The sequence below is a fragment of the Aquimarina sp. Aq107 genome (assembly GCF_943733665.1).
Classification (GTDB): domain Bacteria; phylum Bacteroidota; class Bacteroidia; order Flavobacteriales; family Flavobacteriaceae; genus Aquimarina.
The window spans coordinates 2,144,243-2,158,294 of sequence record NZ_OX030782.1; the positions used below are offsets into that span (position 1 = coordinate 2,144,243).

Consider the following 14,052-nt stretch of genomic DNA (forward strand, 5'->3'; position numbering starts at 1 on the left):
AACTAAGGATTATTGATAAAATTATATTGTTAATATCCGAAATATTAATTATCCCAATGTACCATTTCTTTTAAATCAATTGAATTAAACCAATGGCCTCTTAGCATCACTCCTTCCGGTTCTTTCAAGATATCGAGATCATCAAGAGGATTTGATGGAAGTAATATCATATGAGCAGTATAACCGTCTTTTATTTTGCCTACATAATAATTGTTATCGATAAAATTATTGATATATAATCCAGCATTAGCCGTTCCGGCTTTTAAAGCTTCGTAATTTGTTAATCCAGCTTTAACCAAATTTTTCATCTCATCAATTGCAGATTCTCCTGGTGCAGCAGCTGGAAATGCAGTATCTGTGCCTACAAGAATATTAACTCCAGCATTATGAAAATGTTTTACAATTGGAAAGTAAAATTTATAAACTTTCTCTATATAAGGCCTACTCTTTACATCTCTGGACCCATACCAATCAGCTTTATAAATCCTTTGAATTTTAGGATGTAACCTTTTAGTTTCGGGCAATCGTAAAATCGAATCCATTACTTGTGGTTTCCCCCAAGTAAGTTCTATTTTTTCATAAGCAATAATATTTGCAATTAACCATATGTTCTCTTCTGCAGCTTTTGTGGCAAAATCTTTTACTTCTTGCTCATCAAATTCTGTAAACTGAGTATAAATAAATTCCTCGGTATGAGCCATAGATTTTTGACCAATTCGTAATGCATCATCAGCGGTTAAGTTTCTTGGAATATGTCCCATTGCATGAATACCTTCTCTTTTAGCAATTTTCATCATATGTTCAAATTGTGGTATGGTCATTTTCCCGTATATTTTTATAAAATCATATCCTTTTGCCTTGTCTTCGATAATTCGTTCTTCTATTTTATCTAATGTTACTTTTTTATATTGTGGTCTATTCAACTCTTTTACAACTCCACCTCTACCTGCAGTATAAATATCTGGTCCTGTAATTTGCTTATCCTTAATTTGCGCTCTTAGTTTTAAAACCCTCTTTGAGCCTCCTAAATTTAAAACGGTAGTAACACCATTTACAACATATGAACGCATCCATTCTTCTGATTTTTTGCGATGTAAATGAACATGGGTGTCAGTTAAACCTGGGATGAGATATTTTTTATGTTCACCATCAATTATTTTTGCGTTATCTGGTATGTTAATATCGTTACTATTACCTAATGCAATAATTTTATCATTTTCTACAATAACTGTTTGTGACATTTTGGTAATAGAATCTTGCATTGTTAAAACGTTTACGTTAACAAATGCTTTAATCTGTTCTTGTTCTTTTACTTTATATGTTTGTGCATCTATTGTGAACACGCATATAAAAATCATTATCAAAATAATATATCTTGTATTCTTCATTAATTGGAATTATAGCTGTTGTTGTAATTAGTAGAGGTTATAGTTTCATGAGCTTTCATCAAGTTCAGTAAACCTGAATCCATATTTTTATTGATCAACCAAAACCCTGAACTTAACAAGGAATTTCCGGTGAAGTTTTGTTCTACTAAAGTCAAATTTTTATTTCTATTAATGATCATAAATCGTTCTCCATAGCCATCTGTCCAGATTGTATTTGTATCTGAAACTGTCCACCACTGATAACCAAACCCATCATATCTTCCATAATTAATATGATTAGTAGTAAGATCACTATAGGAGGATGTACTTTTTGTAATCCAATCTTCTGATATAATTTGTTTACCATTCCATTTTCCATTATTCGCTACCATAGCACCGATTCTTGCAAAATCCCGAGTACTGATATAGATATAATATTGTTTATGCATTGTTTTTTTCTTTGGCATAAACCAAGGGCTTCCCATAATTACATTATCCGAATCAAAATCTTGAAGACCAAGTGGCTTGGCCAAATTATCTTCCATAAACTTTCCAATACTAATACCTGTTTCTTTCATAAAAATGGTGCCTAAAACATTTGCATCAAAATTGTTATTAAAAAAATAAGTTCCTGGTTTATGACTTTCTCTTTTTGGTCGTTGAGTTATTTGATTATCATGCTCACCAGAAGCAGGTAAATAAACACCTGATTTACCCATTAATAAATCCCTTATCGTAGCACTTTTTTCTTGGGTAGTTAAAGGAATAAATTCATCTACTTCAAGTTGAGCAAGTGTTTTATCAAGATTTATTAGTTCTTGATCAACTGCTATTCCATATAACAAACTCAGCATAGCCTTTCTAGTAGAATGTCCATTCATTATTTTGTCAGTAGGCCCATACTCATAAATAACTTTTTCATTCTGCATAACCATTATAGCCCTAGTACGTTTAGGTTTTATGGTAGGAGTTAATATGCTATTTATTTTTTCTGAAACAGGAATGCCATAAGTGAGTGCAGTTTCATAATTTGGTGTGGGATTACTAACTTGTGGAATCAAAAGATATATCACAAGTATTAAAATTATAGTGCATACACCTAGTATAATTCGTTTTATTTTTATGCTCATTATTTTTTCTTTACTTAATTGATATATTGATTTATACTCATTTTTCTACTTCTGTTATTAGCTTCTTTTACAGATTCTAACATATTATCTAGTGTAGTTCGGTTTAGAAGTTTTCCATTAATAATTACTGACTGAATTGTTTTAGTATTAGTGATATCATCTAAAGGATTCTTTTTTAGTATCACTAAATCTGCATTATAACCAACTTCAATTTTACCAATATTATATTGCATCCATTCGCCAGCATGTACTGTTGTAGACTGTAATACACGAGAATTCGTTAAACCAACTTTGTTAAGAGAATGTAATTCTTTATGCAATGAAAAACCAGGAATAGCACATGCTACATTAGCATCGGTCCCCGCTACAACTATTACATTATGCTTAATTAATGCTTTGGTCATGATATGATGAGCTTTTACATAGGTTTCCCAATATCCTTTAACCCTTTTTTGAAGTTCAGGGTCGTTTTTTGCATTCAAATTCTCGTAGTAATTATTTCCTGGTGTCCAACCTCTAGTAATACTCGACCCTTCAACAATACCTGGATTAGCATATTCTAAGGGAATTGTTTTGATAAAACTATCTAATTCTAATTTTTGTTTAGGAAAACTTTCCACTAACCATATTGTAGAAGATACTACGATATTTTTTTCTTTAATTTTAATAGCTATAGTGTCAGCTCTTTCCTTCAAAAACTGAAGATATTCTTCTGTTTTATTATAATAAACTACACCAAACTCATTCATGGTGTTTTTAACAATCTCTTCTACATGAGCAAGTTGAGACTGTCCAGAATTGTACAAGCCATCTAATCCTACTTCTGAACCTAAATGACCTATCGCCGGTATATTTTGTTTTACAGCTTCATCTACAATAGCCTCATATATTTCTGGATTTAAATTAGTAAGTTTAATTGCATCATAACCTTGTTCTTTAAATTTACGAACTGCTTTGCGCGCTTTTCTTTGACTTGTATAGGATTTTGGTGCTCCAAACCAACTTTTAATCTTTGATATCATACCTTTTTCACTACCAAGTTTTCTAGTTGCTACATAAAGGTTTGGACTCAATGTTCCACTTTTTGCCTCTTCCCTCCATTCTAAATGTGACTTGTCACCGAACATCTCTCCTACGGTAGTAACTCCGTTAGCTAGAAATAATAAAAGATCATTCTTACTTTTCTTTAAGTGTACATGTGTGTCAATAAGACCAGGTATTAAATATTGACCGGTCCCATCGATATTTGTATACTCATTAGTAACATTAGTTCGTTTATCTATTGAAACTATTTTACCTTCTTTGATTAATACTGTTAGACTATCCAACATTTTAGTACAATCTTTAGATAACACACTAATATTGGTAATTGCTAATGGAGAATTAATAGAATTAAAAATTGAGGTATTAACAAGCTCTGTTTTTGCTCCTTGGTGTTGATTGATTTTCGAATTAACTCGGATACAAGAACCAATACTAATTACTAATATAACTAGTACTGTTCCCAAAACCCATTTTTTGATTAATGTTTTTTTCATTTGTTTTGATGAATTTTAAATTGACTATTAAAACAACAAAACAACTGTAAAATGAGTAATGATGGGTCTCTCTGCTTCTAAAGAGACAAGAAAATGAGATTAATTTTGATTTATTTTAAACTCTGATGGAGATTGGCCTGTTTCTTTCTTAAATAACCTATAAAAGCTCGCTTTAGATTTAAATCCACATTCATAAGCTATTCCTTCTATTGTATAATCTTTATATAATGGTAATGCTATTAATTGTTTAAACTCTTTAATCCTATAACTATTCACAAAATTATAGAAGGAAATTTCTAAATATTGATTTAACAAAGCTGATAATTTCTTGTCTGTAATATGAATTCCGGATGCTAACTTACTAAGTGTTAAATCTTCATCTAAATAAGGTTTTTCTTTTTCCATAAATTCTACAAGCAATTTTTCGAAAGAAGAAAACTCAGATTCTAATTTTTCATTGATCATTTTCTTTCTATCCTTACTACCTATAGAACTATCTAATAAAAAATATGGCACCAATACTTTAGATTGCTTAACACCATAATACAATCCATAACAAACAGAAATGGAAGTTAATAACATAATCAAATTTTGAGTCCTCCATCTCAAATAGCCAAATAGGATTTGATATCCAACAAAAAACAGATCGATAAAAATAATAATAAATGGGGCTATTAAAAGGTATCGTACCCAAATAAAATTATTATGCTCGATATGAGAATAATTACACTTTAATGCTTTTTTAAACTTATCAAAAGTTCTAAAACTGATATAGATATATATTAAATAAATAATATCTAATAACGGTCGCTTGATAAAAAGATATTGTTGAATAACATCGATATAGTCTACAAAATATTCTCCCGAAACCATTGCTATCTTGTATGGGGCAGAAATTAGAATAACAAAAACAACAAAAGGAGTTAAATGAATAATTCCATTTTTTAACACCTTTTTATCATCTAAAAATAAGGATTGAATATATAAAAGTAACAAAGGTCCAAGTGCTAATTTTACTCCATACACAATTAAAAAACTGATGTCTAGTAATATCTCGATATTATGTATCGAAGCATACGATTCTAACAAAACGAAAACCAATAATGCAAAAAATACAATCAAAATTGATTTATGAAGTCCTTTATCCTTTGATTTATAAAAAATATAGATATAAATGCACGAAAAAAGCATTCCTATGATAAAAAGAAAATCGTAAACTAATTTCACTTATAAAGTTTAGGCCAAATATAAGTAGTAAATATTTTTAAACCCATATAATTTTATCATTAGGTTTATTCGAAATATTGTATTGTTAATTAAGAATTTTTCTTTCTATAAGACGATGGTGTTACACCTTCAAATTTTTTAAATGCACTATTAAATGAAGAGAGACTACTAAAACCTGTATCAAAAGCTATGGAGGAAATTGTGTATTTATCTCCGATATTTAATAGCTTTTTTTTAGCTTCCTGAATTCTGTAATGATTAATATAATCATTAAAGTTTTTATTAGAATATTGATTAATTGCAGATGATGTTTGCTGTACACTTTTTCCGAGCAACTTACTCAATTTCATCAATGAAAGATCTGGTTCTAAATATAATTTTGTGTTCATTAATTTTGATATTTCATCAAATAACGAATGATCATCACTTACATTAAAAGCATTACCGTTTAAATCTGTAGCCTTTAGTTGAAATGCCTTATAACTCAAGAAATAAATAATTATAGAATACACTACAGGTCCAATAATATAAGGAACTGATTCATCTAATATATTTAGCACATATGTTATCCAAATAATTATAAAACCGAATACTAAAAGGCGCAACCAATCAAATATAGCTTTATGAGATTTAGTTTTCTTAACTGATTGATATTGATTCTTTGCTTTTTTTATAATAATCCATCCTAAGAGAATATAAACCGCAAAATGCAGGTAGATCAATACTAAACCACTACCAAATATTAAAATAACAAAATCACTTGTTTCATACCATTGTTTAGTAACTAAGAGGCTAGCAAAAAACACTAAAAGGAATGGTATAATTTCTATAAAATAGTACTTAGGCAATTTAAAACTGGGAACAGTCATTCCCAAAATATACCATCTAAAAAAAGGGCCTATTAATAGCAAAAAAGCTAATCCTATAAATATAAAAATAGGCTCTAAATTATTACCAAAATTGAGCATTACAGATTTACCAATCCGGAAAGCCATAAATACTAAAATCAGTCCAAGTAATAAATTTGTAAGCGTTTTTTTCTTTTTAAAACCTATCAAATAAAAAGCAAACAATATTCCGTGCAAGAGTCCTGCGCTGCTAAGTATAATAAGTAAAATATCGGAAAAACTCAATGGACTTTTTTTTCAAATGTAGGGATATTTCACATTTCGATGAAGTATATCCTATATAGAAACTTTTTCTATATAGGATATATAATGACTAGCTATGCTTATTTGATTTCTTTTTTGCATATGAAGTAAGACTTGTTAAACTAATAAAACGACCAATTTTTCCTTGCATAGCTGCAATAATCCCATGTTTTGCTATTAATACTCTAGACATAGGTTGCTTATCTTTTGTATACATTTGATCAATAAGTACTCTAGCTTTTTCTGGACCTTGCTCGTGATACGTTTTTAAAACTTTTACGGCATTTTCTTCTCCAGTAACTTTTCTAAATTTGGGTGTATAACCCAATTCAGCAATCATTGATTCTGCTAGAACCCAAGTGGACCAAGGATTTTGACCCGTAATCAGATTTTTATCTTTACTTATGTTTTCTAGATACATCATTCCTTCATTAAAAACCCCTCCTTGATCGACGAGTTTATCTTGTAAAAGAAATGGGAATATTGTTTTTGCATCCGATATTAATAATAATTCTTCTGCATTAGTGAATCCACTTACTTTCTTATTCTCTAATAAATGTTTTCCGGTATTAAGCGTTACATTTACTAAAGCAGCTGGACCATGACATACGGCTCCAACTACTTTGTCGTTTTCATACAAATTTCTGACTATAGCTTGTATTGACTCATTATCTGGAAAATCAAACATAGCTCCTTTACCTCCTGCAAAAAATACCGCCTCATATAGATCAGGGTCAATTTTATCTACAGGAATTGTATGTTTAACTTTATGCTGAGCAACACTATCATTAAGAAAAGCGTAATCAAATTCTCCCATATCCTCCGCATCTATAACTACTGGAGGTTCCCCTCCTAAAGGACTTGCTATATCAACATCAAATCCATTCGCCTGAAAAACATAATATGCTCTAGATAATTCGGTTAATTCATAACCGGTACTTTTTTCAGTATTTCCCATCACATCCGTACTAGTAACGATTGCTAGAATCTTTCCACGTTTATCAATCTTATTTTTTGATATATATGGTAAATCAGATATCTGAGTTGATGTAATGTCTATCCTATTTTCTGATGACGGTATTAAACCCATAAACCACCACCCAAAAATGAATAGAGAAATAATAATACTCCCAAAGGAGATAAGAATCCATTTAAAAATTTTATACTTTTTGAACATGCTATTTGTTTTAAAATTATAGCACGAAATAATAGTAAATACTAAACAAAATATGTCGAAATTATAATTCCGTCAGAGTATATTATACTTTTAAATGGTATTTAATTAATCAATAAGCTCCGTAATTACTTACGGAGCTTATCTTACAAAACTAATTAATTACACAAAACTCTATAAGAGCATATTTAACACAAATTAACTAGACGTAACATTAAAATTGTAAACACTGTTTTGAAATTTAGTATTGTAGAAAATATCTTTAAAAATTACTATGTGATTTATCCTTTTCTTGGTCCTTTGTTTGGAGGAAAAGGTCTTCTAGGTCTTTTCTGTTCTTTAAATTCCCCCATTAAACATCTACTGATATAAGGAAAACTTTCGGTAACTAAATAAATATAATTCCCATTATGTATAATTCCATTACATTCATCTAAATCTCCATAACCTGCGACATATTCGAAATCTGATCCATAGGTACCATCATGATGACCACCAACAGCAATATCCATGCGAGTCATTGGATTTTCATAACTACAATCTTCTCCTTCTCTTGTTCCCTTTAAAAGTTTATAACTAGGCTTATATATTCCACTTTTAGAATAATATATTGGATATCCATCATGAGCAAATCCAATATGTACTAAATCTTTTCCAGTATCAAAATCAGTTATAATAGAAGTTGGAGTGCCATGATAATGATACGCTCCAGTAGGTTGTACATGCGCATGATTAAAATCCAAACCCAAATCAATTAGATCTTGCAAAGCTTCTACTCTGTAATTTTCTCCACTCGAACATTCTACCACTTCTGCAGTTCCTGGTTCAAATTTAACACCATTTAGAGCTACACCTGGTTCTCTTACCCAAACAGACTTACCTGTATAAATTGGATTAACAGGAAAACTATATGTTTTTTCTTGCGCTCTAATCTTATTTGGATTTCCAGAGTTAGGAAAATCACCTGTTTTATGGTTCGGAAGCGCATTAGTAATCATAATTCTTTTGTTCTTGGAAACAGTAACCTTGGTTTTTGTTCCATACTTTTCATTAATCAATGAATACGAATCAAAATAATCTATTGCATCTTGATGTATATGACTAAATCCATCGTGAGAATGACTTGTTTTTTTGAATTGCGTATCACTACAACTGATTATAACAATACTCATGGTAATTAAAAGCGAAGGGATTTTAAACTTTTTCATATCGTTTTTAGTCTTCTTTTATTGTTATTTGCAACTCTGATGATTATTTGGATGTTGTTTTAAACCAAAAATCTATAGTCGATACAGATTCTATTTTTCTGTCTTTAGATCTACCTTGATTTCCTCCTGGGCCATTACCGGATCTTCCTTGGGGAGCTCCTCCTCTAGATCTTCCCCCGCCTCTACCACCTCCTCCAACAGAAGCTTGTTGTGTAGGTCTAGCTCTTTCTGAATTATCTCGTGATCTCTCGACTGTTTTTACTCCAATAGAAAGTTTACTAAAATCAATATCTGATTTTACATTAATTTTATTTTTAGGAATTTTTAAATAATAAATAAAACTATTTCTTTCTTCATTAACTTTTAATTCAATCGCGATACCTTCATTATTAAGAAGTGTATTAAACTCCTTAGTTTTATCATAATATTGATATAGTGCTTTTTGTGGCATATTGTTTTTTAACCTATGCCCTATTTGACGTATTATACTATCATTATCAGGAAACCCTCTAGTTTCATCAGGCGCATCCTTATTTCTTCTTGGAGGCCTTTGATTATTAGCGATTGGATAGGTAATAGATACATTCTTTTTCTTTTTGCCTTTAGTATCAAAATATATATTTATTCCTTGACGTAGTATAGATGTTGCAACTTTAGAATCAATAGTTTCAATACTAAAGTATACATACGCTTTATCATTATATGTTTGATAAGTTTCGGTATTATTAATTACTGTCGTTGTGTCTATCACAATATCCGTATATAAAGAAATTGCGAATGATGATTTCATCGTAAGGATACAAATGAGTAACAAAATTTTCGTTTTCATAATTAGTTATTTGAAGGTGCTAGTGATTCTATTTTTGGATATATAGAGATTCTTATTAGTATGGTAAGTAATGCGATCCCAAGAACAATCAATAACCATATATTTTTTATTGATCGTTTATCTTTTATAAATGATTGTGTGTCTATTTTAAAAGAATCAGCAAAGGTATTTGTTACATTTTTAACTAATTCAAGATTCATTAACTCACCCTTAAAAGAAGAATGATTTATAACTGATGTATATGGATTAAACGGATTAAAAAAAGCTTGTACATATATACTCCCTATAAAAGTAATAATACTGATTGTTGTTATTAATGTGATTTGTTTCATAATCTGTTGATTTGAAATTACACATTAATGACTAAAAAAAACAAGAGAAGTTTAATCGGAAAATTGCATTTTCTATGAAGTGCTGTTCGTTTTCTGTGAAATGAAGATAATATTAGGTAATTACTTAACTAGATAAGTTACAAATATCAATGGTTAACACAATTTTTTATTGAATCAACTATCATTTTTAAAGATTCATAACCTTATTTTTTCTAAATAATACAATTGGGAATTTTCTAAGTTTTTGATATAGAAAAAGTAAATGTACTACCAGTTCCCTTAGAAGAAACAACAGAAATATCACCACCTAAATTCCTAATTATTTTCTTAACGGTAGCTAAGCCGATACCAGTACCAACATTACCATCTCTATCTTCTACTCCTACTACGGTAAAAAGATCAAATATTTTATCTAAAAAATCTTTTGGGATTCCATCACCATTATCCTTTACAGAAAATATATAAAAACTCTCTTCTTCCTTAAGTGCTATATCTATTACTATCTCAGATTTTGAATTATACTTGATTGCATTCGTAATTAAATTAATCAAAATCTGCATCAATGCCGTTTTATTTGCAAAAACTTGATTTACATCTGAAGAAAGATTAAAATCAATTTTATGTTCAGAATCTGTTATTTTCTTTAACTCTTCTATCAAAAGATCAATAGCAATCTCTTCTTCATTATTTTTTACGATATCATCACTTTTATAAAACTTAAGAATACCATCTATATAATCTCTAAGCGAATAAGAAGAAGTTCTTAGATATTCTAAATATTGAAGTGATTCTGCATTAAGGTTATCTTTATTATCATCCTCTAAAAGTTCGGTAAGCGAAATGATATTAGCCAAGGGAGATTTCAGGTCATGAGAAACTACACTTGCGAACTTTTTAAGATCTTCATTTCTTTTCTCCAATTTATCACGAAGTTGAGTTAGTTTTAGATTCTGATATCGCTGTTCAAATAAATTGACTACTTGCTTAGACATTGCTAGTAATGCATTTTTTTGTTCAAGGGTCAATTCTCGTGGTTTAACATCATAAACACACAAAGTCCCTAATTTAAAACCTTCAGAATCAATTAAAGGTGCACCAGCATAAAAAACAGCCTGATGCTCAGTTACAAGAGGATTTCCGTCAAAACGTTCGTCTTCTCTAGAATCTTTAATTATTGTAATAGGATCATCCGAATTGATAGCATGTCCACAAAATGAAATTTCGCGAGGTGATTCACTAAAAGGAATTCCATGATGAGACTTTAAAAAATTACGTTCTTTATCTAAAAGTGTTATTAACGAAATGGGAACATCGCAGATGTATGACATTATTGAAGTAATATTGTCATAGCTCTCTTCTGGTAAAGTATCTAATAAATCATACTTTTCTACAGCAGCTTGTCGAAATTTTTCATTTTTAGGTAATATAGGTGCTATCATTGGGGTAAATCTAAAAAATAATCTGATTCTAATTATTTACAAAACCAAATAAATTATCTGGTTTACTGGTACAAAAGTCGTAATATTTTTGTTTTTCTTACCATAGATCAATTATTAACCGCATATTTATTTTGAAATTTGTAAAATAATATTGAAAACAAGGTTTAATCAACATATATAACAATAAAAATCATGAGGAATTTTGAATTATACGTACCTACTAAAGTGATTTTTGGTAAAGGAGAGATTAAGAAATTAAGTAACGAAATACCAAAAGACAAAAAGATTTTATTATTGTACGGTGGAGGAAGTATTAAAAAAAATGGTGTTTATGATCAGGTAACTGCTGCTCTAAAAGAACATACAGTAATAGAATTTTCTGGAATTGAAGCTAATCCAGAATACACAACCTTATTAAAAGCTTTAGAAGTAATTAAAAATGAAGATATTGGGTATATGCTTGCTGTCGGTGGTGGTTCAGTTATAGATGGAACTAAATTTTTATCTTCTGCAGCTCTTTATGAAGGTGATAATCCATGGGATATATTAGCCAAAAGAATAAGAACTCTAAAAGGATTACCATTTGGAACTGTATTGACACTACCCGCTACCGGAAGTGAAATGAATAGTGGTGCCGTTGTTAGTAGATCAGAAACTAATGAAAAAATGGTGATGGGCGGACCTGGATTATTTCCTAAGTTTTCTATTTGTGACCCAACGGTAGTACACAGTATACCTAAAAGACAATTGGCTAATGGTATAGCAGACGCATATACACATGTTTTAGAACAATATATGACGTATCCTGCAGACGCACCTTTACAAGATCGTTTCTCAGAAGGAATTTTACAAACATTAATAGAAATAGCACCTTCTGTAATAAAAGATCCTAGTGACTACACCGCTGCATCTAATTTTATGTGGTGTTGTACAATGGCATTGAACGGTTATATTCAAAAAGGGGTTCCTACCGATTGGAGTGTTCATATGATAGCACATGAGCTTACAGCTTTTTACGGTATTGATCACGCAAGAACATTAGCTGTCATATTACCTAGTGCATACACTAAAAAATTCGAGCATAAAAAAGAAAAGTTAGCTCAATATGCTGAACGTATTTTTAACGTTACAGAAGGTAGTACGGAAGAAAGAGCTAGAGAAGCTATAAAAAGAACTGAAGGCTTTTATCAATCATTAGGAATAGATACCAGATTAAGAGATTATACTGATGATTACGAAGGTTTTTCTAAAAAAGTGGCAAAAAACCTTACAGATCATGGTATGACTGCTTTGGGAGAACATCAAGATATTACGCCAGAAGTTGCAGCCGAAATAGTGGAAATGGCATATTAAATACATATACATAGATAAACACAGTTAATTATTTTAAAAGATGTTAACTGTGTTTATTTAAAGTGTTACTTCAAGATTAATTTTGTTTTTCATTGAAATGATTTAATCTTATAATACTGTTCATAAAGCACAATATTGTTATAATAATCATTAAAAAAAACGGAGTCTTCGGAATATTATTGAAAAATGAACCAAACATACTGAAATTATGTTCTGGAAAATTGTGAAGAGATCCTATTGCAATAAATAGTAAAATTGAACAAGCAACAATAACAATTTTAAAAGACCAAAAAGAGGACTTTTTAGTATTTTGCTGAACATCAACTTTCTTCATTAATTTATTGATAAAATCATCCGAAGTTTCTACTGTACTTTTTTCTAATATTTTTTTTACATTTTCTTCTTTCATAATAAGTTATTTAAATCATCTCCTAATAACCTTTTTAGCTGGAAATGCATATTTTCTCTCCCTCTATATAAATCTACCTTAATTTTAGAGGTTTTAAATCCTGTAACCTTTTCAATTTCCTTTATTTTATATTCACATAAATAAAAGAGACGGAGTACTAATGCCTCATCCGGGCGCAATTGCTGTAATGCTAAATTTATAAATCTTTTTTGATCAGCTTCATCCATTGCATTTTTTTCTACCAATGGAATTATAAAACCACTCTCTAATTCATCAATATTTATACTATTCCTTCTCTTCTTTAATTCATTATAACTGGTATTAATCACTATACGATATAGCCAAGTAGAAAACGACGATTTGAACCGAAATGTGTGCAACTTATTATATACTTTTAAAAACACTTCTTGTAAAACATCTTCTGCAATAACTTGATTTTTAAGTATTGAAATAGCAAGTGATAGTGATACATCTTTATAGACATACACGAGTTGTCTAAAAGCTGATGCATCACCATCATTTATTCTACGAATTAGATCGTATTCTTGCTTGTATTGACTATTTCTCAAGTCTTTTTCTTATAAAATGAGCAACAATCAATCCAGTAGCTCCAAAAATTAAAATGGTACCCCAAATCAATAAATCCGCGGCATCTTCAGATAAATTAAATGTTGTAAATACCGAGGATACAAATAACCCAATACCTAAACCAAAAATGATACAGCCAATATCTAAATATTTCAATTTATTATTCTTTTGATCTATATATATTCCTTTTTCTATTAATGTCTTCTTTATTAAATACGTATATCTAGCAATTATGAATACAATCAATACAATAGCTATTATCATTGTTATGAATACAAATACTTCGTTTAAATCTTTCATTTATCTT

At 29.8% G+C, this 14,052-nt stretch carries 14 protein-coding genes; 1 reads left to right on the forward strand and 13 read right to left on the reverse strand.

The features are described from left to right. Positions 1-44: 44 nt before the first annotated feature. The 10 genes from NMK29_RS09010 to NMK29_RS09055 all read right to left on the reverse strand — a co-directional run bounded on the left by NMK29_RS09010 (position 45) and on the right by NMK29_RS09055 (position 11,395). Positions 45-1,388 carry an amidohydrolase family protein gene (locus tag NMK29_RS09010; protein WP_108804212.1) on the reverse strand — a complete coding sequence of 448 codons (1,344 nt, stop codon included), beginning with the start codon at positions 1,386-1,388 and terminating at the stop codon, positions 45-47. Further along, a complete protein-coding gene (locus tag NMK29_RS09015) occupies positions 1,388-2,497 on the reverse strand; it encodes a serine hydrolase (RefSeq protein ID WP_108804211.1) in 1,110 nt (369 codons plus the stop codon). Before NMK29_RS09015 ends, NMK29_RS09010 begins: the two co-directional genes overlap by 1 nt. A gap of 14 nt (positions 2,498-2,511) precedes the next feature. Beyond that, positions 2,512-4,035, reverse strand: a complete 1,524-nt coding sequence (locus NMK29_RS09020) for an amidohydrolase family protein (RefSeq protein WP_108804210.1) — start codon at positions 4,033-4,035, stop codon at positions 2,512-2,514. 99 nt (positions 4,036-4,134) lie between these two features. After that, on the reverse strand, positions 4,135-5,262 hold the full coding sequence (locus NMK29_RS09025) for an AraC family transcriptional regulator (protein ID WP_108804209.1): 1,128 nt from the start codon (positions 5,260-5,262) through the stop codon (positions 4,135-4,137). An 89-nt stretch (positions 5,263-5,351) separates the two neighbouring features. After that, on the reverse strand, positions 5,352-6,395 hold the full coding sequence (locus tag NMK29_RS09030; protein ID WP_159092277.1) for a helix-turn-helix domain-containing protein: 1,044 nt from the start codon (positions 6,393-6,395) through the stop codon (positions 5,352-5,354). 88 nt (positions 6,396-6,483) lie between these two features. After that, the gene (locus NMK29_RS09035) at positions 6,484-7,590 is read right to left on the reverse strand and encodes a type 1 glutamine amidotransferase domain-containing protein (protein ID WP_108804207.1); all 1,107 of its coding nucleotides are present in this window, start codon (positions 7,588-7,590) and stop codon (positions 6,484-6,486) included. Between the two features lie 278 nt (positions 7,591-7,868). Beyond that, positions 7,869-8,795 (reverse strand): YHYH protein, encoded by a 927-nt coding sequence (locus NMK29_RS09040; protein ID WP_108804206.1) that lies wholly within the window; start codon positions 8,793-8,795, stop codon positions 7,869-7,871. Between the two features lie 43 nt (positions 8,796-8,838). Next, positions 8,839-9,624 carry a hypothetical protein gene (locus NMK29_RS09045; protein WP_159092276.1) on the reverse strand — a complete coding sequence of 262 codons (786 nt, stop codon included), beginning with the start codon at positions 9,622-9,624 and terminating at the stop codon, positions 8,839-8,841. A 2-nt stretch (positions 9,625-9,626) separates the two neighbouring features. Next, positions 9,627-9,956, reverse strand: a complete 330-nt coding sequence (locus NMK29_RS09050; protein WP_108804204.1) for a hypothetical protein — start codon at positions 9,954-9,956, stop codon at positions 9,627-9,629. A gap of 236 nt (positions 9,957-10,192) precedes the next feature. Then, on the reverse strand, positions 10,193-11,395 hold the full coding sequence (locus NMK29_RS09055) for an ATP-binding protein (protein ID WP_108804203.1): 1,203 nt from the start codon (positions 11,393-11,395) through the stop codon (positions 10,193-10,195). Positions 11,396-11,587: 192 nt separating this feature from the next. Between NMK29_RS09055 and NMK29_RS09060 the strand changes: the two genes are divergently transcribed. Further along, on the forward strand, positions 11,588-12,748 hold the full coding sequence (locus NMK29_RS09060) for an iron-containing alcohol dehydrogenase (protein WP_108804202.1): 1,161 nt from the start codon (positions 11,588-11,590) through the stop codon (positions 12,746-12,748). A 76-nt stretch (positions 12,749-12,824) separates the two neighbouring features. On the opposite strand, the gene NMK29_RS09065 is transcribed toward NMK29_RS09060, so the two are convergent. From NMK29_RS09065 to NMK29_RS09075, 3 genes are read right to left on the reverse strand one after another with little or no spacing between them, the layout of a single operon-like run. Beyond that, complete coding sequence (locus NMK29_RS09065; protein ID WP_108804201.1) at positions 12,825-13,157, reverse strand: hypothetical protein; 333 nt, start codon at positions 13,155-13,157, stop codon at positions 12,825-12,827. After that, positions 13,154-13,726: an RNA polymerase sigma factor gene (locus tag NMK29_RS09070; protein WP_108804200.1), complete on the reverse strand. Its 573-nt coding sequence runs from the start codon at positions 13,724-13,726 to the stop codon at positions 13,154-13,156. Before NMK29_RS09070 ends, NMK29_RS09065 begins: the two co-directional genes overlap by 4 nt. Then, positions 13,716-14,045, reverse strand: a complete 330-nt coding sequence (locus NMK29_RS09075) for a hypothetical protein (RefSeq protein ID WP_108804199.1) — start codon at positions 14,043-14,045, stop codon at positions 13,716-13,718. The genes NMK29_RS09070 and NMK29_RS09075 overlap by 11 nt, the downstream gene beginning before the upstream one ends. Between the last annotated feature and the right edge of the window lie 7 nt (positions 14,046-14,052).